At 28.2% G+C, this 25,978-nt stretch carries 26 protein-coding genes; 16 read left to right on the top strand and 10 right to left on the bottom strand.

Going from position 1 to position 25,978, the window contains the following annotated elements; genetic code table 11:
* Positions 1-13 precede the first annotated feature (13 nt).
* The 3 genes from ACTT9X_RS00680 to polA are packed head-to-tail and all read right to left on the bottom strand — an operon-like array spanning position 14 to position 5,087.
* Positions 14-1,555 carry a sensor histidine kinase gene (locus ACTT9X_RS00680; RefSeq protein ID WP_440933779.1) on the bottom strand — a complete coding sequence of 514 codons (1,542 nt, stop codon included), beginning with the start codon at positions 1,553-1,555 and terminating at the stop codon, positions 14-16.
* The gene (locus ACTT9X_RS00675; RefSeq protein WP_440933778.1) at positions 1,555-2,262 is read right to left on the bottom strand and encodes a response regulator transcription factor; all 708 of its coding nucleotides are present in this window, start codon (positions 2,260-2,262) and stop codon (positions 1,555-1,557) included. The genes ACTT9X_RS00680 and ACTT9X_RS00675 overlap by 1 nt, the downstream gene beginning before the upstream one ends.
* Before the next feature lie 50 nt (positions 2,263-2,312).
* Complete coding sequence (polA, locus tag ACTT9X_RS00670; RefSeq protein WP_440933777.1) at positions 2,313-5,087, bottom strand: DNA polymerase I; 2,775 nt, start codon at positions 5,085-5,087, stop codon at positions 2,313-2,315.
* A 114-nt stretch (positions 5,088-5,201) separates the two neighbouring features.
* On the opposite strand from polA, the gene ACTT9X_RS00665 reads away from it, so the two are divergent.
* Positions 5,202-5,753: a biotin transporter BioY gene (locus ACTT9X_RS00665; protein ID WP_440933776.1), complete on the top strand. Its 552-nt coding sequence runs from the start codon at positions 5,202-5,204 to the stop codon at positions 5,751-5,753.
* Here ACTT9X_RS00665 and ACTT9X_RS00660 read toward each other — a convergent pair.
* Positions 5,746-6,309, bottom strand: a complete 564-nt coding sequence (locus tag ACTT9X_RS00660; RefSeq protein ID WP_440928496.1) for an ActR/PrrA/RegA family redox response regulator transcription factor — start codon at positions 6,307-6,309, stop codon at positions 5,746-5,748. The genes ACTT9X_RS00665 and ACTT9X_RS00660 overlap by 8 nt on opposite strands.
* Positions 6,310-6,477: 168 nt before the next feature.
* On the opposite strand from ACTT9X_RS00660, the gene ACTT9X_RS00655 reads away from it, so the two are divergent.
* The 3 genes from ACTT9X_RS00655 to speB are packed head-to-tail and all read left to right on the top strand — an operon-like array spanning position 6,478 to position 9,583.
* Entirely contained in the window at positions 6,478-7,662 is a 1,185-nt protein-coding gene (locus ACTT9X_RS00655) for a type III PLP-dependent enzyme (RefSeq protein WP_440933775.1), read from the top strand.
* Positions 7,662-8,705 carry a 1,9-bis(guanidino)-5-aza-nonane synthase gene (locus ACTT9X_RS00650; RefSeq protein ID WP_440933774.1) on the top strand — a complete coding sequence of 348 codons (1,044 nt, stop codon included), beginning with the start codon at positions 7,662-7,664 and terminating at the stop codon, positions 8,703-8,705. Before ACTT9X_RS00655 ends, ACTT9X_RS00650 begins: the two co-directional genes overlap by 1 nt.
* Before the next feature lie 2 nt (positions 8,706-8,707).
* On the top strand, positions 8,708-9,583 hold the full coding sequence (gene speB, locus ACTT9X_RS00645) for an agmatinase (RefSeq protein ID WP_440933773.1): 876 nt from the start codon (positions 8,708-8,710) through the stop codon (positions 9,581-9,583).
* Here the strand turns inward: speB and ACTT9X_RS00640 are convergent.
* From ACTT9X_RS00640 to ACTT9X_RS00625, 4 genes are read right to left on the bottom strand one after another with little or no spacing between them, the layout of a single operon-like run.
* A complete protein-coding gene (locus ACTT9X_RS00640; protein ID WP_440933772.1) occupies positions 9,580-10,134 on the bottom strand; it encodes a queuosine precursor transporter in 555 nt (184 codons plus the stop codon). The two genes, speB and ACTT9X_RS00640, sit on opposite strands and share 4 nt — an antisense overlap.
* A complete protein-coding gene (rpmB, locus tag ACTT9X_RS00635; RefSeq protein WP_440933771.1) occupies positions 10,134-10,445 on the bottom strand; it encodes a 50S ribosomal protein L28 in 312 nt (103 codons plus the stop codon). The genes ACTT9X_RS00640 and rpmB overlap by 1 nt, the downstream gene beginning before the upstream one ends.
* Positions 10,446-10,497: 52 nt before the next feature.
* Positions 10,498-11,550, bottom strand: coding sequence for a quinone-dependent dihydroorotate dehydrogenase (locus ACTT9X_RS00630; RefSeq protein ID WP_440933770.1), 1,053 nt, complete (start codon positions 11,548-11,550; stop codon positions 10,498-10,500).
* Complete coding sequence (locus ACTT9X_RS00625) at positions 11,550-13,112, bottom strand: lysine--tRNA ligase (RefSeq protein WP_440933769.1); 1,563 nt, start codon at positions 13,110-13,112, stop codon at positions 11,550-11,552. Before ACTT9X_RS00625 ends, ACTT9X_RS00630 begins: the two co-directional genes overlap by 1 nt.
* A gap of 91 nt (positions 13,113-13,203) precedes the next feature.
* Between ACTT9X_RS00625 and ACTT9X_RS00620 the strand changes: the two genes are divergently transcribed.
* Genes ACTT9X_RS00620 through ACTT9X_RS00610 form a run of 3 tightly spaced genes read left to right on the top strand, consistent with a single transcriptional unit; the run spans position 13,204 to position 16,758 of the window.
* Positions 13,204-14,643 carry a TrkH family potassium uptake protein gene (locus tag ACTT9X_RS00620; protein ID WP_440933768.1) on the top strand — a complete coding sequence of 480 codons (1,440 nt, stop codon included), beginning with the start codon at positions 13,204-13,206 and terminating at the stop codon, positions 14,641-14,643.
* Positions 14,644-14,645: 2 nt separating this feature from the next.
* Positions 14,646-16,022 (top strand): AmpG family muropeptide MFS transporter, encoded by a 1,377-nt coding sequence (locus ACTT9X_RS00615; protein WP_440933767.1) that lies wholly within the window; start codon positions 14,646-14,648, stop codon positions 16,020-16,022.
* Positions 16,012-16,758: a C40 family peptidase gene (locus ACTT9X_RS00610; protein WP_440933766.1), complete on the top strand. Its 747-nt coding sequence runs from the start codon at positions 16,012-16,014 to the stop codon at positions 16,756-16,758. Before ACTT9X_RS00615 ends, ACTT9X_RS00610 begins: the two co-directional genes overlap by 11 nt.
* Here ACTT9X_RS00610 and ACTT9X_RS00605 read toward each other — a convergent pair.
* Together ACTT9X_RS00605 and hisC are read right to left on the bottom strand one after the other, a co-directional pair.
* On the bottom strand, positions 16,755-17,651 hold the full coding sequence (locus ACTT9X_RS00605) for a prephenate dehydrogenase (protein WP_440933765.1): 897 nt from the start codon (positions 17,649-17,651) through the stop codon (positions 16,755-16,757). The two genes, ACTT9X_RS00610 and ACTT9X_RS00605, sit on opposite strands and share 4 nt — an antisense overlap.
* Positions 17,648-18,733, bottom strand: coding sequence for a histidinol-phosphate transaminase (gene hisC, locus ACTT9X_RS00600; protein ID WP_440933764.1), 1,086 nt, complete (start codon positions 18,731-18,733; stop codon positions 17,648-17,650). The genes ACTT9X_RS00605 and hisC overlap by 4 nt, the downstream gene beginning before the upstream one ends.
* Positions 18,734-18,923: 190 nt before the next feature.
* Here hisC and metX point away from each other — a divergent pair, with 190 nt between their 5' ends.
* The 9 genes from metX (at position 18,924) to nadD (ending at position 25,976) form a co-directional block, all read left to right on the top strand.
* Entirely contained in the window at positions 18,924-20,039 is a 1,116-nt protein-coding gene (gene metX, locus ACTT9X_RS00595; protein ID WP_440933763.1) for a homoserine O-acetyltransferase MetX, read from the top strand.
* A 2-nt stretch (positions 20,040-20,041) separates the two neighbouring features.
* Entirely contained in the window at positions 20,042-20,638 is a 597-nt protein-coding gene (metW, locus tag ACTT9X_RS00590) for a methionine biosynthesis protein MetW (RefSeq protein ID WP_440933762.1), read from the top strand.
* A 1-nt stretch (position 20,639) separates the two neighbouring features.
* Positions 20,640-21,359 carry a hydroxyacylglutathione hydrolase gene (gene gloB / locus ACTT9X_RS00585; RefSeq protein WP_440933761.1) on the top strand — a complete coding sequence of 240 codons (720 nt, stop codon included), beginning with the start codon at positions 20,640-20,642 and terminating at the stop codon, positions 21,357-21,359.
* A 64-nt stretch (positions 21,360-21,423) separates the two neighbouring features.
* Positions 21,424-21,822: a 50S ribosomal protein L21 gene (gene rplU / locus ACTT9X_RS00580; protein ID WP_440933760.1), complete on the top strand. Its 399-nt coding sequence runs from the start codon at positions 21,424-21,426 to the stop codon at positions 21,820-21,822.
* 14 nt (positions 21,823-21,836) lie between these two features.
* Positions 21,837-22,091, top strand: coding sequence for a 50S ribosomal protein L27 (rpmA, locus tag ACTT9X_RS00575; protein WP_023854670.1), 255 nt, complete (start codon positions 21,837-21,839; stop codon positions 22,089-22,091).
* 31 nt (positions 22,092-22,122) lie between these two features.
* Complete coding sequence (gene cgtA, locus ACTT9X_RS00570; RefSeq protein WP_440933759.1) at positions 22,123-23,106, top strand: Obg family GTPase CgtA; 984 nt, start codon at positions 22,123-22,125, stop codon at positions 23,104-23,106.
* On the top strand, positions 23,096-24,202 hold the full coding sequence (proB, locus tag ACTT9X_RS00565; protein WP_440933758.1) for a glutamate 5-kinase: 1,107 nt from the start codon (positions 23,096-23,098) through the stop codon (positions 24,200-24,202). The genes cgtA and proB overlap by 11 nt, the downstream gene beginning before the upstream one ends.
* Positions 24,203-25,453 (top strand): glutamate-5-semialdehyde dehydrogenase, encoded by a 1,251-nt coding sequence (locus ACTT9X_RS00560; RefSeq protein ID WP_440933757.1) that lies wholly within the window; start codon positions 24,203-24,205, stop codon positions 25,451-25,453.
* Positions 25,449-25,976, top strand: a complete 528-nt coding sequence (gene nadD, locus ACTT9X_RS00555) for a nicotinate (nicotinamide) nucleotide adenylyltransferase (protein WP_440934024.1) — start codon at positions 25,449-25,451, stop codon at positions 25,974-25,976. The genes ACTT9X_RS00560 and nadD overlap by 5 nt, the downstream gene beginning before the upstream one ends.
* Positions 25,977-25,978 lie beyond the last annotated feature (2 nt).

Here is a 25,978-nt window from a genome sequence, read left to right as displayed (position 1 = left end):
TATCAAGATATGATTAAACATTGGGAAATCTTATCTCTATCATTGCTCCTTCTTTATCAATACGATTAGATGCTACAATTTCACCATCGTGGAGTTCAACCAAGTTTTTTACAATATTTAAACCCAAACCTGAATGTTCTCCAAATTTTTCAGGTCTATTACTATAAAATCTTTTAAATATTCTTGACGTATCTTTTTCTTTAAATCCTTGTCCTTCATCAATAATTTTAATTGATATTTGATTTTTTCCATTAACAGAAACATCAACAAAAACATTAGTACCATTTTTACTAAATGATATTGAATTATCTAACAAATTTGCAATGATTTGTTCAATTCTGTTTTCTATACCATTTATTAAATATTTATCTTTTCCGTCATTTTTATATTTAATTTTAATTCCTTTTCTCACTTGATGAATATTATTGTAATCATCAACAACAGATTGAATGATAGGTTCAATATTGATTTTTTTCATTTTTTCTTTACTTAAAGCAACTTCATCCTTTAACATTTGCGAATAATCAGTAATTAATCTTTCTATTCTTTGAACGTCATGACTAAGTATATTCAATAATCTATTTCTTTGTTCGCTATCATTTGTGTCTTGTAAAATTTCTGATGCACTTTTTAAAGATGCTAATGGATTTCTTATTTCATGAACTAAATCTGTAGAAAAATTTTCAGCATGTGTAACTCTATTTTGAAGCTCATTTGTCATGTCCTCTAAAGAATTAGATAAAAGTCCTAATTCGTCATTTCTTTTTTTTAAATTTTCAATACCTGGTTTAACTTGACTTTTTTCTTTGACACGAATTGTATATCCAACGAGATTTTGTATTGGTTTAATAAAATATCTGCTTAAAACAAAAGAAAAAATTAATATTACAAATCCTACAGATATAGCTGTTCTTATTACAAATGCTTTTCTCTCATCTATCGCAGTCTTTATTTCATTAGCATTTTCTGTAATAGCTACATAACCAAGATTAATTTCATTCTTTGTAACATTCTTAATTGTTGTTACATTAAATTGGTTAAAATCTTCCTGAGTAAATGTGTAAGGAGATCCTAAATTTTCAGAAATAGAATAATTTTTTAATATATCTTTGAATGAAAGAGGTCTTTTTTCATCAATTTTTATATTTTTTTCCTCAATAGTTTTTTCTATTTCCTCATTATCTAAACTTTCAAATTCAATTTTATCAAGTCTTGTAGAGAATGATCTTGGATCAAGATCTAAAGTATCAGTGTCTCCAATAAGGTTGAGTTGATCATCAAAAAATATTACTCTATCTAAATTTTGAAAAATAAATCTTGTAGAAAATAAAAATCTTCTAATATCGTCAGATTGAAATTTTACATTTAGCCTTAAAATATTATCAATAGTGTTGTTAATAATGTTTGCGTGATTTTGAGATTTTTTTTTTATTAAACTTGGCTGAATATTATTCAGATAAATAAACGTAAATAATCCAATAATCGTAAAAATTACAAAATTTATAAACAAAAATTTCTTTAATATAGAAAGAGTTTTTAAGTATTTACTAAACATTAGCTAACATTCCATCTATATCCACTACCATATCTAGTTTCAATAGCTGAAAAATCAGGGTCCACTTTTTTAAATTTTTTTCTAATTCGTTTTACGTGACTATCAATAGTTCTATCCTCAATATCTGTATCCTCTCTGTAAGCTATATCCATAAGCTGAGCTCTTTCTTTGATTATACCAGGTCTTTTTGCTAATTCTTTCACGATTAAAAACTCAGTTGTTGTCAATTTATCAGGTAGCTGTTTTCCATTCCATTCACACTCGAGTTGTGATGGATCTAATTTTAATCTTCCATGACATATCAGGCTCTTATTTTCCTCTAGAATATTATTTGAATCTTTTTTTCTTAACTGAACTCTAATTCTTTCAATCAAAACTTTTATAGAAAAACCTCCTGATTTTTTTACAAAATCATCTGCACCAAGCTTTAGACCTAACAACTCATCAATTTCATCATCTTTAGATGTTAAAAAAATTACTGGTAAGGAAGTTTTTTTTCGAAGTTTTTTTAGTAATTCTTCTCCATCCATCTTTGGCATCTTTATATCTATGACTGCTAAGTCGGGTGGCATTCTGGTTAAACCAATTAGCGCGCTTTCACCATCAATGTATGTTTGAACTTTAAAACCCTCTTTTTCTAATGCGATACTCAAACTTGTTAAAATATTTCTATCGTCATCTATCAGAGCTATTGTTTGTTTTTGCATAAAGTAGTTTAAAAATACTAAATTGTCCTAATTTGGGCAATGTTATAAATTTAATGTAACATGCCCCAATTATCTCCAACATTAATATCAACTGTTAAAGGAGTTGAAAAAGAATGATAATCACTCTGAGCCACACTGGTCATTTCTTTCTCAATTAATTTAATCATTACTTTTTCATCTTTTTTTGGAATTTCAAAAATTAATTCATCATGAATTTGCAATAGCATTTTTGAATTAGAATTTTTTTCCTCTGATAATTTCTTATCCAAACTTATCATAGCTAATCTCATTACTTCAGAAGCAGAACCTTGAATGGGAGCATTAATTGCTGCACGTTCTTGAAAATTTCTGACATTAAAGTTTTTGTCATTTATTCCATTAAAGTGAGATTTTCGTCCAAAAATATTGTTAACATATCCACTTTTCCTACAAAATTTAATTGTATTATCCATATAAACTTTAATTTCTGGAAACTTAGCGAAATATGAATTCAAAAATTCCTCTGCCTCATAGTTAGAAACGTTTATTTGCTTAGCTAATCCATATTGTGAAATTCCATAAATAATTCCAAAATTAATAGCCTTAGCCTTTCGTCTGTGATCTTGATTAACTTTTTTAATATCAATATTAAATATTTGGCTAGCTGTTAAAGAGTGAATATCTTCTTTATTTTTGAAAGCTTTTTTCAGCTCTTTTACATCTGCCAGGTCTGCTAAAATTCTCATCTCAATTTGATTGTAATCCGCAGAAATTAATAGGTGCCCTTTTTTTGCAGTAAAAGCTTTCCTTATATCTTTTCCATCTTCTGATTTAATTGGTATGTTTTGTAAGTTGGGATCACTAGATGCTAGTCTTCCAGTCGTTGTAGCGGCTAGCAAAAACGAAGTATGAACTCTTTTTGTGTTTGGGTTTAAATGTTCAGGTAAAGCATCTGAATAGGTATTTTTTAATTTTGAAACTTGTCTCCAGTCTAAAATTAATTTTGGAAACTCATGACCTTTGAAAGCTAAATCCTCCAAAACACTTGCACTTGTTGCAAAGCTTCCTTTTTTTGTTTTTTTTAATCCAGCTATTTTCAAGTCATTATAAATTATTTCGCCTAATTGCTTTGGAGATGCGATATTGAATTCTTTTTTAGAAATTTTAAATACTTCTTTTTCAAGTTTTTGAATTTTTTTTTCAAATTTAGATGAAAGAGATTTTAAAAACTTACTATCAATTTCAACTCCCTCTATTTCCATAAATGCAAGAATTTTAATTAGTGGCTTTTCAAAAATTTCATAAATATTTATCATTTTTTCTGATTTTAGATTTTTGATAAATTTCTTGTATAATCTAAAAGTAACATCAGCATCTTCAGCAGCGTAATCTTTTGCTTTATCTAACTCTACCTCACTAAAATTAATTTCTTTCTTCCCTGTGCCTACCATCTCTTTAAAAGAAATAGTTTTATGCCCTAAATGAATTTCAGATAAAGTATCCATATTATGTCTATTTTTTCCTGCATCTAAGACATAAGACATCAGCATCGTATCTTCCATTGATGAAAGCGTTATTCCACACTTATAAAATACTATAAAATCAAATTTTATATTTTGACCTATTTTTTTTATGCTTGGATCTTCTAATATTTTTTTTAATTTTTTAATTACTTCGTCTTTTTTAAGACACTTAGGTGACTTATGACCAACTGGTATATAACATGCTTTTCCAACTTTAGAGCAAAGAGAAACACCTACTAGATCTGCTTGATGAGGATCTAATGAAGTAGTTTCTGTATCTACAGCGACTTCACCAACTTCTTCAGCCTCCTCTATCCATTTATCAATTTCATCTAAGCTATTAATTAAATAATAATTTTTGTTATTAACTGTTTGTTGTTTTTCTAGATTTTGAGTTTCAATCTTATTACTTTCTAGCTCAGGTTCTCCATAGGCAGAAATTGCAGAGCTTAACAACCTGTTAAATTCCATTTCTCTTAAAAATTTATATAATTTATCCTTATCTATATTTTGCAATTTAAATTCACTTAACTCCCTATCAACAGGAGATTTATGATCTAGTGTTACAAGTTTTTTACTTATTAATGCTTTATCCTTATTCTCTATTAATGTTTCTCTTCTTTTATTTTGCTTAATCTCATGAGCAGATTTTAGTAAATTTTCTAAAGTACCATATTTATTAATAAGTTCTGCAGCTGTCTTAATACCTATACCTGGAACACCGGGGACATTGTCACTACTGTCTCCTGCTAAAGATTGCACATCAATAACTTTTGATGCATCTACTCCAAATTTTTTTACAACATCATCATCAGTTATAAATTTGTTTTTCATAGGGTCAAAAATTCGAACACCTTTTTTGTAAAGTTGCATTAAATCTTTATCTGATGAAACAATTGTAACCTTTGCACCTTTTTTTAGGATTTGATCAACATATGTGGCTATTAAATCATCTGCTTCATAATTTGGAAGATCAACAGATGGCAAATTAAATGCTAAGACTGATTTTCTTATGTACTCAAATTGTGGAGCTAAATCATCAGGCGCCTCTGATCTATTAGCTTTGTAATCACTATAAATTTCATTTCTAAAAGTTTTTCTTGCTGAGTCAAATATTACTGCAAAATGTGTTGGTTTTGATAAGTTTTGATCAGATTTTGAGTCCTCTAATAATTTAAATAACATACTGCAAAAACCACTTACAGCACCTGTTGGAAGTCCATCGCTTTTTCTACTCAATGGAGGCAAAGCATAATAAGCTCTAAAAATATAACCAGAGCCATCAATCAAATAAAAATGATCTGTTTTTTGAATTTTATTCATTAAGTATTATTAAATATTACAATGCTAACATAATCTGTATATAAAAAAATTTACTTTCAATTATTATAACAATTAGAAGTAGATTATTTTTAATATTTTGAGTATTATTTAATAATGGAATTAACAAAAAATCTCACACAAGCTAAACTATTTAAATCTCTGGTTGTTATTGTTCTTGGTTCAATAGCACTAACAATATCAGCAAAGATCAAAATTCCTTTCTATCCGGTTCCAATGACTATGCAAACATTTGTTGTGTTGTTTTTAGGAATAAGTTTAGGGCATAAAATTGCACTTGCTACAATTGGTTTGTATTTAATTGAGGGAATTGCAGGGCTTCCAGTTTTTTCAAATTCTCCTGAAAAAGGAATTGGATTAGTTTATTTTACAGGACCAACTATGGGTTACTTAATTGGTTTTTTAACAGCTTGTTACTTAGCTTCTAAAATAAAGATTGATGATAATTTTTTCGTTGTTTTATTTAAACTAATTATCGCAACTTCAACAATCTACATTTTGGGTCTAATATGGCTTGGAACATTGATTGGATGGGATAAGCCAATCTTCGCTTTAGGAGCAAAACCATTTCTATTAGCTGAAATTTTTAAAATCTTGATTTTAGCTCTTTTGACTAAGAAAATAATTAAAATTAAAAAATTTATCTAGGCGATCTTTTAGAAAGAATTCTTTGAAGAGTTCTTCTGTGCATTTTAAGTCGTCTAGCTGTTTCTGAAACATTTCTGTTACACAGCTCAAAAACTCTGTGTATATGTTCCCACTTAACTCTGTCAGCTGACATTGGGTTTTCTGGTGGGGCAGCTTTTTTTGATGGATCTGCCAATAATGCTTTCTCAACATCTTCTGCATCAGCAGGTTTAGCTAAATAATCTATAGCACCCTCTTTGATTGCAGCTACTGCCGTTGGAATATTTCCATAACCAGTTAGCATGATAATCCTACTATCACTATTTGAAGCCTGAATTTCTTTTACAACCTCAAGTCCATTACCATCTCCAAGTCTTAAATCTACAACCGCAAAACCAGGTTTCTTAGTCTTTACAGATTCAACCCCCTTTTGCACACTCTCAGCTTGAAAAACCTCAAATCCTTTTTTTTCCATCGCTCTTGCTAAACGCTCACGAAAAGGATTATCATCATCGACAATTAATAATGACTTATTCTCAAAATTATTGAGATTCTGTAATTTTGGTTCCTCTTTCATGATCCTTATATGGGGTCTCTTCGAGATATTACAATATATGAATTTTACGCATTTCAGGCTTGAATTATTTGCTTTACTTTAGTGGTGTTTACTTTATATGCCAAAAAATATTAAAGTTTTTTTTATAAAAGACTTTTTTTTATTAAATTTTTTTTGGAGGCATTTAAAATGCAAAAATTTAAATCAGTTGAAGAATTAGTAAATCAACTGAAACCTGAAAAACCGGTCTACTGTATAAGAAAAAATTCCATAAAATCTGCTGTTAAATTTTTCTTAAACAAATTTCCAGGTAAAGTTTTATATGCAGTCAAAACTAATCCACACCCTGAGATAATCAAAACAATCATAGAAAGTGGAGTTGAACAATTTGATGTTGCATCAATTGAAGAAATTAAAAATATTAGAACTTTTAGTAATACAGCTAAATGCTCTTACATGCATACTATTAAGAGTAGAGAAAGTATTAAAGAGGCATATTTTAATTATGGTGTAAAAACTTTTTCTTTAGATACTAAAGATGAACTAATTAAAATAATTGAAAGTACAAATAGCGCTAAAGATTTAGAATTATTTGTAAGAGTTGCTGTTTCAAATGAACATGCAGAAATTGATTTATCGAAAAAATTTGGTGCGTTAACCTCTGAATCAACAGGTTTATTGAGACTTGTAAAACAGCATGCTAAAAAGATTGGATTAAGTTTTCATGTTGGCTCACAATGTATGCATCCAATTTCTTATTCAAAAGGTATTAGTGAAATTGGAAATATAATTAAAAAGACAAAAATTATTCCAGATTATATTAATGTGGGTGGGGGTTTTCCTACAATCTATCCTGACTTAATTCCACAATCTTTAGATAATTATTTTAAAGAGATAAATAAGAGTTTAGAAAATTTAAAGCTTGAAAAACTTCCAGAAATTATTTGTGAACCTGGTAGAGCTTTAGTTGCTGAAAGTGGTTCAACAGTTGTAAGGGTTAATTTAAGAAAAAAACAAAAGCTTTACATAAATGATGGTACCTATGGAACTCTTTTTGATGCAGGTACACCAAATATTGTATTTCCATCTAGAATGATTAAAGAAAATTCTAATAAAATAATTTCAAAAAAATTAACTGCTTTTGATTTTTTTGGACCAACGTGTGATAGCATGGATTATATGAAAGGTCCTTTTTTGCTTCCAAATAATATAAAAGAAAATGATTACATTGAACTTGGTCAACTTGGAGCATACGGATTGACATTTAGAACTCAGTTTAATGGCTATTACTCAAATGAAATTTACGAAGTTGAAGATAATCCAATAATGACAATGTATGATAAAGACATTAATAAAGCTAACATGGTAGCTTAATGTCAAGTCAAAAAAATCCAGGTCATAACAGTAAAAGAGATTTCTTAAAAAATCCTGTTGAGCACATCGATATAACTTCTTTCGACTCTAGAAAAATTATATCTTCAATGGAGAAAATGTCATTTGTTTCTAGAGAAACAGCAAATGCTGCTAATATTTATAACGAGATGCTTAAAGATAAAGATTGTACAATTTTCCTTACCTTAGCTGGCTCTACTTCAGCAGCAGGATGCATGAATATTTATAAAGATTTAGTTAAATATAATATGGTAGATGCAATTGTTGCAACAGGTGCTTCTATAGTAGATATGGATTTTTTTGAAGCTCTTGGTTTTAAACATTATCAAGGTTCACAATTTCAAGATGATACTGAGCTGAGGGACAACTACATAGATAGAATTTACGATACCTACATAGATGAGGAAGAGCTTCAAATGTGTGATAAAATTATATGTGAAATCGCTAATAACCTTGAGGCGAGAAGCTATACTTCAAGAGAGTTCATTTATGAAATGGGAAAATATTTAAAAAATAACTCAAAGAAAAAAAACTCTTTAATTGAAACTGCTTTTGACAACAATGTTCCTATTTTCTGCCCTGCTTTTACTGACTCGAGTGCAGGATTCGGATTAGTTATGCATCAAGAACAAAATCCAAAAAAACATATCACAATAGACTCAGTTAGAGAATTTAGAGAACTAACAGAAATTAAAATCAAATCTAAAGGTTCTGGATTATTTATGATTGGTGGTGGTGTCCCTAAAAACTTTATTCAAGATACTGTTATTTGTGCTGAACTATTAGGAAAAGATGTAGACATGCATAAATATGCTGTTCAAATTACTGTTGCTGATAGTAGAGACGGAGCATGTAGCAGCTCCACATTAAAAGAAGCAAGTTCATGGGGAAAAGTAGATATTACAAAAGAACAGATGGTGTTTGCAGAGGCAACTAGTGTTTTACCATTAATAGCAAGTGATGCTTATCATAAGGGTGAGTGGAAAAATAGAGAAAGAAAAAACTTTACAAAAATTTTTAAATAAAATTGAAATATCTATCAAATAAAAACGGATTTTTAGGAATTGATAATAAATTTGGCTTTAAAGAAAAAGCTGTGATTGTTCCATTTGGATTAGAAAAAACAGTCAGTTATGGGGGAGGAACAAGAAATGGACCTAAAGAAATCATAAAAGCATCTCATCAAGTTGAGCTATATGATGAAGAACTTAATTGTGAACCTTATAAAAAAATAGGTATTAAAACTTTAAAACCATTTAAAATTGATAAAAATATTAAAAAAGCACTTAATAAAATCTCAAATATTAATAAAGAAATTTTAGATAAAAAGCTTTTCCCAATGACTTTAGGTGGAGAGCATTCAATAACTCCTGGGTGTATTGTTCCTTTTACTAAAAAATATAAAAATATTTGCCTCTTGCATTTTGATGCCCATGCAGATTTACGTCAAAGCTATAATGGAGAAAAATTTTCACACGCATCAGCAATCAGAAGATGTCTAGATTATAAAAATGTTTCTTTAATTTCATTTGGGATAAGAAATATCTCAGAAAGTGAAATACCATATTTAAAAAAAAATTCTTCAAGAATAAATATTTTTTGGGCAAAAGATAAAAAAAAATGGAATTTGTCTAAATTTAAAAAACTGATTAAAAACAAAACTGTTTATCTAACATTCGATGTAGATGGACTAGATTCAAGTATTATGCCTGCGACTGGTACACCTGAACCAGGAGGACTTTTGTGGGACGAAACATTAGATATAATAAGAATTGCAGCTAAAAACTCGAAAATTGTTGGTGCAGATATTAATGAACTTTCTCCAATTAAAGGATTTAATTCCTATAATTTTCTTGTTGCGAAATTAGCTTATAAAATTTTGTCTTATAAATTTTTATATTAAACTTTAATTGGTTTAATAATTTTCAATAACATTCTGAATGGTATCAACATTATTATAGCAACTAAAATTTTTACTGCTAAATCTCCAAGAGATAAAGTAACCCAAGGCACCCCTGTTGCATAAAATGATATTGAGAAAAATAAAAATGTGTCGACTGTTGATCCAATCAAAGATGAAGTAAGTGGTGCAACAAACCACTCTTTTTTTCTTAATCGATCAAAAATTTGAATATCCAACAATTGAGCAGTAATAAATGCAACCCCTGATCCAATTGCAATTCTAACCGAGATTAAATCTGCAAAATCAGTTGAGAATAACAATGTAAATATAATTCCTATTAAAAAGCCCAAATATACAATTTGCCTTGCTAATAATTTTCCATACGACCTATTTGCTAAATCTGTTATTAAAAAAGCTATTGGGTAACTAAAAGCTCCATAAGTTAAAATCTCGTTTAATCCAAAATAGTTGATAGGAAACTGAACTAAATAATTAGAAGATAGTACAACAATCCCCATCATTATTGACAGGGTGATAAATAATTTGTTCATTAAGCTGATTTAGCTACAGGTTTCTTTTTAAAAGGAGATTTAATTAAAACTACTTTTTTTAACTTTTTTAATCTAGGAGATAAATTTTTATTTTTTACAGTTTTTAAAAATTCATCCAGACTCCCTTTTTTGTCAACTGACCTTACACCTGAGTTACTTACAGTAAGTTTTAAACTTCTTCCAGTAAGCTCACTTGTAAATTTTACTTTTTTTAGGTTAGGTAAAAATCTTCTTTTAGTCTTATTGTTAGCATGACTAACATTATGACCTTTCATTGGAATTTTACCTGTAAGTTCGCATTTTTTTGACATAATAACATTGCCTATATAAGGGGAGATATTGAAAGCGTCAAGTTTAATACATTTAAGAAATAGTTTTATTTCCAACAATTTCTGTGAAATTTTTGACGCCATCTCTTATTAGTAATTCTTTTAGGTCTTTTTTAATCATGCCAGCAATATTAGGTCCTTGAAATACCATGCCGGTATACAACTGAACATAATCTGCTCCTAATAAAAACTTATCATAAGCTGCTTTACCTGAGTCAACGCCGCCCACTCCAATTATTTTAATTTTACCTTTAATTAAATTGTAGAACTTACTTATTAAAAGATTTGATTTTTTTTCAATAGGTTTTCCAGATAAACCTCCTTTTTGATGTCTCTGTATATTTTGAAGTGTTTCCCGAGAAGCTTCGGAAGTATTTGAAATTATTATTGCACTTATTTCATTTTCTACAAGTATTTCCGAAATTAAGTCAATTTGATTTTCACTTATATCTGGTGAAATCTTTACAGCTACAGGAATTTCAGATTTTAATTGTTTTTTTTTCTCAGAGACAGATTTTAATAACTCTTTCAATTTATTCTCTTCATGAAAATTTCTAAGATTTTCAGTATTTGGTGAAGAAATATTAATTGTAATATAATCTGCAACTTCAGAAAATTTTTCTAATCCAATTAGATAATCATTCAATCTATCATTAGAATTTTTGTTTGGACCTACGTTTACACCTAGTATACCTAGTTTTTTATTAGATTTTATTCTATTTAATATTGTATCTGATCCATGGTTGTTAAAACCTAACCTATTAATTAATGCTTGATCTTCTACCAATCTAAACACTCTTGGTTTTTCATTCCCATATTGTTTTAATGGTGTAACCGTACCTACTTCAACAAATCCAAAACCCAACTTAAATAAAGGGTTGTATACCTCGGCATTCTTATCGAAACCTGCTGCAATACCTATGGGATTATCAAGATTTTGATTAAATAGTTTTGTTTTTAAAATAGGATCATTTTTGTTTTCATCAAATATATTTGAAACTAGATTGAGTTTGAGTGATTGAATTGCTAAAAAATGTGCTCTTTCAGGATCTATTTTAAATATAAAAGATCTTAAATTTGAATACATTATTTCAATTTACTAATTATCAATTCTTTTGTTTCTTTAACACCAAAAAAACTTATAAAAAAACCCATTCTGGGACCATTTTCATCTCCAAACACCACTTCATAAATTAACTTAAACCAATCTCTTAAGTTTTCTGCATACCCATTCTCTTTACCTGTTGAATAAATTAATGTTTGTATATCCTCAGGAGACATCTGATCATTACATTTTTCTAAAGTTTTAACTAAAGCTTGTAAAGCCAATTTTTCATTTTCAGATGGATTTTTATATTTTTTTTGAGCTTTAATAACATCATTAAAATACTTAATCGCATAACCAACTAATCCATCAAAAATAGGAAAGTTTTTTTCATAGATGTTAGATTTATATTTTTTAACAAACTTCCATAATAAATCTTTATTATCAGCATTACTTGTTTCAACTAAATTCAACAACATAGAAAAGGTCATAATCATCTCTTCTTTTGGAATATTGCCATTATGAACATGCCAAACTGGATTCATCACTAATTGTTGTTCTGTTTGTTTTTTTGATTTTTCGATATTATCTAGGTACTCATCTACTGCTTTATGCACTATTTCTTTATAAAGTTTTTTTGCTCTTTTTGGATTTTGATACATGTATAAAGATAAGCTTTCAGGTGAGGCATATTTTAACCACTGGTCAATAGTAATACCGTTTCCTTTTGATTTGGAAATTTTTTCACCCTTTTCATCAAGAAATAATTCATAAGCAAATCCAGATGGATGTCTTTTACCAATCAAATTTATTATTTTAGTTGATAAAATTGCACTCTCAATAAGGTCTTTTCCATACATTTCAAAATCTATATCTAGAGCATACCATCTCATTGCCCAATCAACTTTCCATTGTAATTTACAATTACCATCCAAAATACTAGATTCTAATTTTTTACCTTTATTATCAAAAATTATTTTAGAATTTTTTTTATCAATTTCTATAACTGGAATTTCGAGGACATGACCAGTATCTGGACAAATAGGTAAAAAAGGGCAGTAAGTTTGTTGACGTTCTTTGCCTAAAGTTGGAAGTATAATATTCATTATACCATCATAATTTTCTAAAATAATTTTTAAAGTTGAGTTGAAAAAACCACCTTTGTATAAAGATGTCGAACTTTTAAAACTATATTTAAAATTAAAACTATTTAAAAAATCTTTTAACATTTCATTATTATGTTCTCCAAAACTTGCAAATTTTTCAAATGGATCTGGAACTTGTGTTAATGGTTTATGTAAGTTTTCGTTTAGTAATTCCTGATTAGGAACATTATCAGGAACTTTTCTCAAACCATCCATATCATCAGAAAAGGTAATTATTTCTGTTGGTAGATCTGTAAGTTGCTTTAAGGCATTAACCATCATTGAAGTCCTCGCAACTTCGCCAAATGTTCCAATATGCGGAAGACCACTTGGACCATATCCTGTTTGAAGAGTAATTTTCCCTTTTTTATCAATAAATAATTTTCTCTCACGAAGCATTTTTTTGGCTTCAACGAAAGGCCAAGCACTTGTTTTGTCTAAAATTTCTTTTTTAATCACGAATATATCTTTTATAAAAATCTTAAATTGGCGATTTTATTAATTCTTATAGAGTTGAAATTTATTTACCATAAAATAATGTTCTTTCAAAATGTCTAATTATAAAACTGTTTTTTTTACACTAGGAATTTTGCAAATAATTTTAGGGATCTCAATGTTCATCCCTATAATTGCACAATTTATTTATTCAGAAATAGATTCATCATTTTTCGGTGCATCTATTGTGACTATAATTTTTGGATCATTATTTTTTCTTTCAAATCTAGACCACGACAAAAAATTAAATTTGCAACAAGCATTTTTATTAACTGCCTTGTCATGGTTAAGTATTGCTATTTTTGGATCTTTACCATTTATATTTTCGACTATGGAGCTTTCAATTACTGATGCTTTTTTTGAGAGTATGTCAGGAATCACAACGACTGGATCTACAATTATTTCTAATTTAGAGAATACACCAAAAGGAATTTTATTATGGAGAGCATTACTTCAATGGTTGGGAGGAATTGGTATTATTGTAATGGCAATTACTTTAATGCCCATAATGAATGTTGGTGGTATGCAATTATTTAAAATTTCTAGCAACGACTCATCTGAAAAAATTCTTCCGAAATCAAAAGAAATAGCTTTGAGACTAATTTTTATTTACTCAGGATTAACAGGTCTATGCGCATTTTCATATTGGTTATTTGGAATGGGAAAATTTGATAGTTTAACCCATTCAATGACCACAATAGCAACTGGTGGATTTTCAAATTACAATCAGTCAATAGGATATTTTAATAGTGTGCCTATAGAGATATCCTCAATGATTTTTATAATTTTAGGAAGTATTCCTTTTATTGCATACATTAAATTCATAAGTGGAAATAAAAAAATATTTTTAAATGATATCCAGATTAGAACATTTATAAAAATAATAATTATAAGTATTATTATATTATCAATTTATTTGTTTTTTAATAACATCGAAAATTTTAGCTTAAGGTCAATTTTTTTTAATACTATTTCAATATTAACTGGAACAGGCTATGTAAATGGTGAATTTGATGCCTGGGGAAGCTTTCCCATAACTATATTTCTTATTCTAATGTTTATAGGTGGATGTGCTGGATCTACTACTTGTGGAGTGAAGATTTTCAGAATTCAAATATTATATTTATTTATATTAAATCAATTAAAAAAAATTATTTACCCTAAGGGAGTATTTGTAATTAAATATGACCAAGGATCAGTAGATGATAAATTTATTGCATCAATTATTTCATTTATCTATTTTTATTTTGTTATATTTTTTATTTTAGCTGCATTATTGTCGTTAACTGGTTTAGATTTTATTACTGCTATTTCTGGAGCCGCAACATCGATATCAAATGTTGGTCCTGGATTAGGTCCCATTATTGGGCCTAATGGAGATTTTTCAGCTTTACCAGATATTTCAAAATGGATCTTAACTGTAGGTATGATTTTAGGTAGACTTGAGTTATTTGCAATATTAGTATTGTTCTTACCATCTTTTTGGAGAAATTAATTATGGATCAAATTAAAAAACAATCATGGCTTGACTCTCTATCAGTATACAAGGATATACGTATGGTAAGAATTCTTTTATTAGGTTCAATTAGTGGATTCCCTTGGGTATTAATTGCAAGCAGTTTGAGTTTATGGCTTAAAGAGGAAGGTCTTAGTAGATCAACAATTGGATGGGCAGGACTAATTTTTGGAGTATACGCCTTCAATTATTTGTGGGCTCCTATTATAGATAGAATTCAAATTCCAATACTAACAAAAAAATTAGGTCATAGAAGAGGCTGGATAGTTTTGATGCAGCTTATTATTTTACTAAGCTTAATAATTTGGAGCATAATAAATCCAACAGAAAATTTAGCATTATTAATTTCAGTTGGATTAATTATTGCTATTGCATCAGCTACACAAGATATAACTGTAGATGCATTAAGAATTGAACAAATAAATGAAAATGAAGGAAAATCTATGGCTGCTGGTGCAGCTATGGCTGTTGTTGGATGGTGGACAGGATATAAATTAGGAGGAGTTGTTGCTTTGTTTACAGCTGAATATTTTGAAAATCTAGGTGTTACAGATTATTGGCAAGCTACTTTTTTGGTTTTAGGTATTTTAATTATTTTAATGAACATAGGTTTAATGTTTGTTGATGAACCAATAGAGACGGATAGACAAGCAAAACAAAGAGAGACAGACAAATTGATAGAGGGAAAACTTGGTACAAGCAATATAATTACAAACTTAATTGCTTATATTACAGGAACTATTGGTGGTCCTATTATCAGTTTTTTTAAAAAAAATGGTTTTGCTATTGCTCTAGGAATTTTGGGCTTTGTCTTCTTGTTTAAAATAGGTGAAGCTTTCATGGGAAGAATGTCTATTGTCTTTTATAAAGAAATCGGATTTTCCAAGGGTCAAATTGCGATTTATTCAAAAGGACTTGGTTGGATAACAACAGTTGTCTTTACATTATTAGGTGGAGTAATGGCTATGAGAGCTGGAACAATTAAAACAATGTTCTTTGCTGGAGGACTAATGGCTTTAACAAATCTTTTATTTGCAGTTTTAGCATGGACTGGAAAATCAGAAATTTTATTCGCAATTGCTGTAATAGCTGACGATATTACAGCTGCTTTTGCAACTGTGGCTTTTGTTGCATTTATATCATTACTAGTTGATAGAACTTATACAGCTACACAATATGCACTACTTGCTTCAATTGGTACTGCTGGTCGAACCACTTTAGCTTCATCCTCTGGAGCTTTGGTTGACTGGTTAAATGGAGATTGGGGAACATTTTTTGTTTTAACAACTATAATGGTAATACCTTCATTAATTTGTTTATGGATGATAAAAAATAAGATTAAAATTGGTGCAAAATAATTTTTATTTCGTAGGTAATTTTTCAAATATTTATAAAAAGCCTTCTAAAAAATCTGAAGTTACTTCACAAATTATCTATGGTGAGAAATTCAAAATTTTATCAAAAAATAAAAGTTGGATTAAAATAAAAACTTTATTTGATAACTATGAGGGGTTTATAAAAAATCCAAAGTATATAATGAAATTTAAACCATTGTATAAAGTTAGCGTTCTCAAAGCTAAAATTTTTAATAAACCAGGAATCGCATCAAACAGTTGGCTTCCACTTGCGTCTAAATTATGTGTTTTAGCACATCATCAAAATTATATAAAAATCGAAAAAAATAAATGGATTAAAAAAAAAGATATTAAAAAATTAAATCATAAAGATTTTAACTTTGTAAGAATATTTAAAAAATTTTTAAATGTAAAATACGCATGGGGAGGTAAAACATTTAAAGGTATTGATTGTTCAGCTTTATTACAAATATTTTTTATGTATAATAATTCTTTCTACCCAAGAGATACTAAGGATCAGATCAAACATGCAAAAATAAAATCAAAAAAAATAAAATTTCAAAAAGGAGATATTATTTTTTGGAAAGGTCATGTTGCAGTATGTTTAAATTCCAGACAACTAATTCATGCGTATGGACCAGAAAAAAAAGTAACTATTATGCCAATTATAGAAACAATTAATAGGATTCAAAGAACTGCCAACCTAGATGTAAAAAAAGTATCTAGAATAGAATATTAATTTCTTCCAAAGTCAGGTTTATCAATATCTTGTTTCAATTTAATAATTTTTGACCTTACTTTTTTGGTCTGAATAAGTTTTTTTATAATAGATTTGTTATTTTTCGAATTAATATCTTTTTTAAATTGATTTAAATTTTTTATAAATAAATCAATCGCTTTTGAAATATTATTTTTATTATTAAAAAAAATGTCCCTCCACATGATTTCATTTGATGCAGCAATTCTAGAAAAATCTCTTAATCCACCAGCACTATATTTGATTAGCTCATAACTTTGTTTTTTCTCAAAATCTTGTGCAGATTTGACCAAATTATATGCAATTAAGTGAGGTAAATGACTAGTTATAGAAAAAATTTTATCATGTTTTTCAGCACTCATCACAACAATTTTTGCTCCGATTTTTTTCCAAAACTTGGTTAGAATATTTATGTTATTTTTTTTATCTTTTTTTTCTTTTATGATTATGCACCACCTATCAGTAAACATATTTTCTTTACCATTTTCTGGCCCACTAACCTCTGATCCAGCTATTGGATGACTTTGGATCCAATGAACACCTTTCTTTAAAAATTTTTTTATAGTTTTTGAAGTTTGAATTTTTGAGGAACCAATATCTGTAATCAAAGTTTTTGATGATATAAAACTGTTAATTTTTAAAATAATATTTTTATATTCACTCATTGGTGTACAAAAAATAATTAAATCTGAATTACTTGCGCCTTCTTTTAATGACTTAACAATTGTACCTGGTAATTTTAATTTTTTTATTTTAGCAATATTCGTTTTTGATTTTTCATAAATGAATATTTTTTTTGCTATTTTTTTTTTACTAATACGTCTTAATAAAGATGAGCCCAACAATCCACAGCCAATGATTAAAATTTTTTTCATTTTTGTAATACTTGTTTAGTAGCAGTAATAAATTTTAAGTTTTCTTTTTTAGATCCAATAGTTATTCTTAATTTATTTTTTATATGATAACCTTCCTCTGTTGATCTTAATATAATCCCTTTACTTTTAAGTTTTTCATAAAAGAATCTTGCTGAATACTTACATTTTTCAAAATTCAGGAACAAAAAATTTGCTGAAACTGGATTTGAAAAAATATTGTATTTTTCAAGAAATTTCTTGATTTTTTTGGAATACAACAAATTATGTCTAACGGATTTATTTATGAATTTTTTATCCTTTAACGACTCAGAGGCAGCTAATTGAGCTATACCATTTATATTAAATGGAGGTTTTATAACATTGAGTGCGTCCACAATTTTTTTTGATCCATATCCCCAACCTACTCTTAAAGAGGCTAATCCAAATATTTTAGAAAATGTTCTAAGGATGAAAACATTATCTTTATTTTTAAATAAATCTAAGCCTGAGGTATAATCTTTATTTTTCATATATTCTGCATAAGCATCATCAATAACTAATAAAATCTTTTTATTTAATTTTTTTCTTAATTCTAAAACCTCTTTTTTGGTTAAGTAAGTTCCCGTAGGATTGTTTGGGTTAGCTATAAACACAATTTTAGTTTTTTTTGTAATTTTTTTCAAAATTTCTTTAACTGAAACTTTAAAGTTTTTTTCTTTTGCAAATATAACTTTTGCACCAACAATTTTTGAATAAATTCTGTACATTAGAAAACTATACTCCGGTACTACAACCTCATCTTTTGGGTTTAAAAACAATTGACATATCATTTGAATAACTTCATCCGAACCAGCTCCACAAATAATTTTCTCAGAATTACATTTATGAGCTTTAGATATTGCTTTTCTTAAATTTTGAGATTTTCCATCTGGATATTTATCTAAATTCAGATTTTTATTTGATATTATTTTCTTTGCTTTAGGGCTCATACCTAAAGCAGACTCATTTGCAGAAAGCTTAATTACGTTCTTAAGTTTCTTAACTTTTGATTTACCAGGCTTATAAGCCTCAATTTTAAATTTTTTGAAATTTGGAGTTATCATTTTTTTTTTTTATGTGCTCTTTATAGATAAAATTACAAAATTTTATAGAGAATAAGAGGATTTTTTAAAAAATTGACATAATAAATAAGTTCTAGTAAAAAAATTATGCGCTGATTTAACTGAATTGCGAGCGCTTAAAAAAAACCGCTAAAATAGTTTTTTTTCTCACAATTCGAAACAGTCAAAAAGTATGAATACTGAGAAAAACATAAAAACTTTAATTGTAAAGAAACCACTAAAATTGGACTGTGGAAAGACCATAAAAGATTTTCCTATAGCATATGAAACTTACGGTTTACTTAATTCAAAAAAAGATAATGCAATATTAGTTTTTCATGCTCTAACAGGAGATCAATTTGTAACTGGAATAAACCCTGTAACTAACAAAGAGGGTTGGTGGAGTTATGCAGTAGGTCCTGATAAGGCTATCGATACGAATAAATATTTTGTTATTTGCTCTAACGTAATTGGTGGATGTATGGGATCATACGGACCAAGTCATAAAGATCCTGATCAAAAAATTTTTGGAACAAATTTTCCAGTTATTACAATTAACGATATGGTGAATGCTCAATATAATTTGCTTGATCATTTTGGTATAGATAAATTATTTTCTATAACTGGAGGTTCAATGGGAGGTATGCAGGTCCTTCAGTTTATCAGCAACTTTCCTGATAAATCTAAAACAGTGATACCAATAGCAACCACATCCAGTCATTCAGCACAAAATATTGCTTTTAACGAACTAGGCAGACAAGCTATTACAGCTGATAGTAACTGGAAAGAGGGAAACTACACATCAAACGATACTAATCCTGGAAAAGGATTGGCTGTAGCTAGAATGGCAGCTCATATAACTTATTTATCTAAAAAAGGTTTGCAGGAAAAATTTGGAAGAAAGTTACAAGAAAGAGAAGATCTTAAATTTGGATTTGATGCTGATTTTCAAATAGAAAGTTATTTGAGATATCAAGGCTCAGTATTCGTAGATAGATTTGATGCAAATAGTTATCTTTATATCACTAGAGCTATGGATTATTTTGATTTAGCTAAGCAATTCAATGGTAATCTTTCAGAAGCATTTAAAAATACAAACGCGAAATTTTTTATAATTTCATTTACTTCAGATTGGCTTTATCCAACTCAAGAAAACAAAGATATTGTGATTGCTTTAAACTCAATAGGAGCTGATGTAGGATTTGTAGAAATTGAGTCAGATAAAGGTCACGACTCCTTTTTACTAGACGTTCCTGATTTCTTAAGTGCACTTAAAAACTTTTTAGATAAATCTTACGAAGAAAATTAATTATGAAAAATGAATTTCAGGTAATAGCAGATTTAATTGAAAAAGATAAGAAAGTCTTAGATGTAGGTTGTGCTGATGGAACTTTGATGAAATTTTTAAAGGATAATAAAAACATAAATATAAGAGGATTAGAGATTTCAAAAGAAAAAGTGCAAGAATGCATTGCAAAAGGCTTAACTGTAATTGAAGGAAATGCTGAAAAAGATTTAAAACAATTTCCAGACAAATCATTTGATTATGTTGTTTTAAGTCAAACCCTACAAGCTTTTCTTAATCCTGAATTAGTTTTAGATGAACTTTTAAGAGTTGGAAAAAAAGCAATAGTTACAATTCCTAATTTTGGATACTGGAAAGTAAGATTTCATTTGTTATTAAAAGGCACAATGCCAATTACAAAAACATTACCAGATGAATGGTATAACACACCAAATTTACATATGTGTACAATCAAAGATTTTTTTCACTTTGTAAAATCAAAAAATATTAAAATTTTTAAATCACTCGCTTTAAATAATCTTCATTCATCAATAATAAATGAGAGTAATTTAGGGGTTAAAAATTTGTTTGCAGATCTAGGTATATTTTTGATAGAAAAATAAAATGCGTATTGAAATTATACCCTGCCTTCAAGACAACTATAGCTATTTAATAATAGACGAAAGTAACAATTTTGCATGTGTTGTAGATCCCAGTGAGTCTGAACCAATAATAAATTTCCTAAAAAATAAAAATATAAAATTAAAATATATTCTTAATACACATCATCATTATGATCATATCGGAGGAAATCAAGAATTAAAAAAAAAATATGGGTCAGTTGTTGTGGGTTTTAAAGGAGACTCAAAAAGAATACCTGGAATAGACATATTATTAGAAGACAATCAAATATGGAAAGCTGAAAACTTTGAAGCTAAAATTATGCATATTCCTGGACATACATCAGGCCATATTTGTTTTAATTTTTTTAAAGAAAAAATAGTTTTTACTGGAGATACACTTTTCTCCCTTGGCTGTGGAAGAATATTTGAAGGCTCTTATGAAGAAATGTTTGAGTCTTTGAACAAAATTAAATTATTACCAAAAGAGACAAAAATTTATTGTGGTCATGAATACACTCTTAATAATGCAAAATTTTGTAAAAAATATGATTCTGAGAACAAAGATTTACAAAAAAAAATAGAAAAAATAGAAAAATTAAGAGAAAATGGAATTCCTACCATACCCTCAACTTTAAAAGAGGAATTGGATTGTAATATATTTTTAAAAGCAAAAGATCTAAAAACCTTTTCAAAATTAAGAGATTTTAAGGATAATTTCTAATTAATTCGGCTTGACTAAAGGCTGACTACAACTATATTGCGGTAACTTTAAATTAAATCATACTATGTCATACGCAGTAATAAAAACAGGTGGAAAACAGTATAAGGTAAAATCTGGCGAAATTCTAAAGATTGAAAAACTACCAGATTCTAAAGCTGAGACTAAGATAGAGTTTAATGAAATTTTGGCATACGGTGATGACAAATCAATTGAAATTGGAGCTCCAAATGTTAAGGGTGCAAAAGTAGAGGCTAATTTAATTAAAAATAGTAAAAATAGAACTATTTTAATTTTTAAAAAAAGAAGAAGACAAAATTCAAGAAGAAAAAATGGACATAGACAAGAATATTCTATGATAAGAATTAACAAAATTTTTTCAAAAGATGGTAAGGTGTTATCAGAGGCTGAAAAGATTTCTAAAACTTCAAAAAAAGAAGAAGTTAAGGAAGCAGTAATTAAATAATTATTAGGTAAATTATGGCAACAAAAAAAGCAGGTGGATCATCACGAAACGGACGAGATAGTGCTGGTAGAAGACTTGGTGTAAAAAAATATGGTGGTGAAACAGTAATTCCTGGAAACATAATTGTTAGACAAAGAGGAACTAAGATTTTTCCAGGTGAAAATGTTGGTATGGGTAAAGATCATTCAATATTTTCAGTTGTTAAAGGAAAAGTTGTATTCAAAAAATCTAAATCAGATAGAACTTTCGTTTCTGTAAAGCCCAATTAATAGTACAACCAATTAAAATAGATGTTGTATTATGAAATTTCTCGATCAAGTTAAAATTTATATTAAAGCTGGAAACGGTGGAGACGGATCTCCTAGTTTTAGAAGAGAGAAATATGTAGAGTTTGGTGGACCAGATGGTGGGGATGGTGGAAAAGGTGGATCAATTATTTTGAGGTCAGAGGAAAATTTAAATACCCTTATTGATTATCGATATCAACAACACCACAAAGCCGAACGTGGAGAAAATGGTTCTGGTCAAAACAGAACAGGAAAAGGTGGTGAAGATTTAATTTTAAAAGTTCCTCTAGGTACACAGGTATTTGAAGAAGATAACAAAACTCTTCTTTTTGATTTTAATAAAAAAGGTGAAGAATATGTTGCAGCTGCTGGTGGAAAAGGAGGTTTGGGAAACACAAGATTTAAAAGTTCTACAAATAGAGCTCCAAGAAAATTTACTAAAGGCACTATAGGAGAAGAATTTACAATATGGCTTCAATTAAAAACAATTGCTGATATCGGTATTATTGGACTGCCAAATGCGGGAAAATCAAGTTTGTTAGCAGCATTAACAAACGCAAGTCCAAAAATTGCAAATTACAAATTTACAACTATTAATCCAAACCTTGGCGTGGCTTCTTACGATGATAAAGAAATTACCATTGCAGATATTCCAGGATTAGTTGAAGGTGCTCACGAAGGTATAGGGTTAGGGATACAATTTTTAAAACATATAGAGAGATGTAAGTCTTTACTGCACTTAATTGATGTCACTAACTTAGATCTGAATGAGTCTTATAATCAGGTGAAAAATGAATTAAAAAGCTATAGTGCAAAGTTATTAGAAAAAAAAGAACTAATTGTGCTTAATAAAATCGATTTGATTGATGAAGAAACAGTAAATGAAGTTATAGATCATTTTTCAAAAGGTAAAAATTGTGAGATTATGACAATGACAACTCTAAAAAAAGAGTCTGTATCGAAAATTAAAGCAAAGCTTTTGTCTTATGTATCTTAAAAACTCTAAAATAATTGTTGTCAAAATTGGATCATCTCTCCTAGTTGATCAAAATAAAAAAATTAGGAAACAATGGTTATCTAGTTTTGCAAAAGACATTAAAAAATTAAGAGATAAAAATCAAAAAGCAGTTATTGTTAGCTCTGGTGCTATAGCTCTGGGTTGCAAGAAAATGAATTATAATAAAAAAAATATCAAATTAGATAAAAGTCAAGCTATTGCTTCTATTGGTCAAATAGAGCTGATGAATTTATTTTCTCAAACTTTCGCAAAATATAAATTAAATATTTCTCAAATTTTGCTTACATTAGAAGATACCGAGGAAAGAAGAAGATCTCTCAATGCAAAACGTACTTTTGATAATCTTTTTGAACTTGGTTTTATTCCTGTGGTCAATGAAAATGATACTATTGCAACGAGTGAAATAAAATATGGAGACAATGATAGATTGGCATCTAGGGTTGCGCAAATTACAAACGCAGATACCTTAATTTTATTATCTGATGTTGATGGTTTGTATACAAAAAATCCTAAAATTTTTAAGGATGCTAAACTAATAAAGAAAATTGATGACCTAAACAAAGATCTAAAAAAAATTTATATTAAAGGCATAAATGAATATGGAAGTGGTGGTATGCATACAAAAATTGAAGCAGCAAAAATATGTCAGCTTGCTGGTACTAGTATGGTTATTGCAAATGGACTATATTCAAATCCTATCTCAAAAATAATTGAAAAAAATAACTGCACCTGGTTTAGTCCAAAAATTTCAAAGTTAGATGCTAGAAAAAAATGGATAATAAGTTCTGTAGCACCTAAAGGAGCATTAATAATTGATGATGGTGCTAAAAAGGCATTAAAATCTGGAAAAAGTTTGTTAGCAGCAGGAATTAAAAAAGTTTCAGGAAGATTTAACAAAGGTGATCACATTAAAGTATTAGATAAAAAAAATAACGAATGTGCTAGAGGGTTAAGTTCCTTTACATCTGATGAGGTGAATAAAATTATGGGTCATCACTCAAATGAAATTGAAAAATTATTAGGCTATGTTGCAAAATCTGAAGTTATTCATAAAGATGATATGGTGGAAATTTAAATGATTAAATATATGAATTTAATTGGAAAAAAAGCTCACAAAGCTAGTGAGTATAAAGTTACAACTGAAGTAAAAAATAAAGTCTTAAATGATTACGCAAAATTAATTAAGAATGAAAAAAAATTTATTATTAATCAAAATTCAAAAGATATTAATTACGCAAGAAAAAGAGGGTTAAAAGAGAATTTAATCAAAAGACTTCGTTTAAATGAAAATAAATTGGATGGAATTATAAATTCTATTTTAAAAATAGCTAAATTAAGGGATCCTATTGACAACACTTTAGACAAATGGAAAAGACCAAATGGTTTAAGTATAAAAAGAGTATCAATACCAATTGGAGTTATTGGTGTCATTTATGAAAGTAGACCTAATGTAACTTCAGATGTTGCTAGTCTTTGTTTTAAATCTGGAAATGTAGTGATTTTGAAAGGAGGCTCTGAGGCCATAAATTCAAATAAAGCTTTAGCTAAGTTGTTTAGAAAAGCACTTAAAAAAAATAAAGTTGATGAAAACTTTATTCAATTTATCGACTCAAAACAAAGAAAACTAGTAGATATAATGCTTTCTAAAATGAAAAATTATATCGATGTCATCATACCTCGTGGTGGAAAAAATTTAGTTAAAAAAGTTTTAGAATTATCCAAAATACCTATAATTGGGCACTTAGAGGGACTTTGTCATACTTATATAGATAAAGATGCAGAATTAAAAATGGCTAAAGAAGTTGTTTATAACGCTAAATTAAGAAATACAAGTATTTGTGGTGCGACTGAAACTATTCTTATTCATAAAAATATAGTCAAAAAATTTAGCAACCCTATTTTGCAGGCACTTGAAAATAATGGTTGTAAAATAATTGGTGATAAAGTTTTGAAGAGTTATTACAAAGGTCGAGTATATCCTGCAAAAGAAAAAGATTGGTCAACTGAATATTTGGCATCAGTTGTATCTGTAAAAGTTGTTAAAAATTCTGAAGAGGCAATAAAGCATATAAATAAATATGGCACTATGCACACTGACTCCATCATTACAAAAAATAAAAAAACAGCAAAATACTTCTTAAAAAATGTTAAAAGCTCAATTGCAATGCATAATACCTCAACTCAATTTGCTGATGGCGGTGAATTTGGATTTGGTGGAGAAGTTGGAATTTCTACTAATACGCTCCCACCAAGAGGTCCTGTAGGTTTAAATCAATTGGTTTCATATAAATATGAAATCACTAGTAATGGTAAAATAAGAAATTAAATTGGATAAAAAAAAAATAAAAATTGGTGTATTAGGTGGATCGTTTGATCCTGCTCATAAAGGACATTTGGCAATTTCTAAGGAAGCAAAAAAAAGATTTAAACTCAAAAAAGTTATTTGGGCGATTACAAAAAAAAATCCATTTAAAATAGAGAGTAAGACATCTGTTGCTAACAGAATTAAATATTGTAAAAAAATTATAAGTGCAAATTCATTTATTAAAGTTAAATTTTATGAAAAAATTATTAAATCAAATAAAACTTTTAATTTAATCAATCATTTAACAAAAGATAAAAGCATTGAAATTTATTTTTTAATGGGTGCCGACAACCTTATTAATTTTCATAAATGGTATAAATCTAAATTAATTTCACAAAAATGTAACATCCTAGTTTTTGATAGATATGGGTATAAAAAAAATTCTTTAAAATCAAAGACATTTAAGCAACTTAGTAAGACCAATCTAGAGTTTATTGAATTTAATAAAGTCAACATTTCATCTTCTCAATTAAGAAAAATTTGATA

This window comes from Candidatus Pelagibacter sp. (genome assembly GCF_052049855.1).
Taxonomy (GTDB): domain Bacteria; phylum Pseudomonadota; class Alphaproteobacteria; order Pelagibacterales; family Pelagibacteraceae; genus Pelagibacter.
This window is presented reverse-complemented; position numbering and strand designations above follow the sequence as displayed.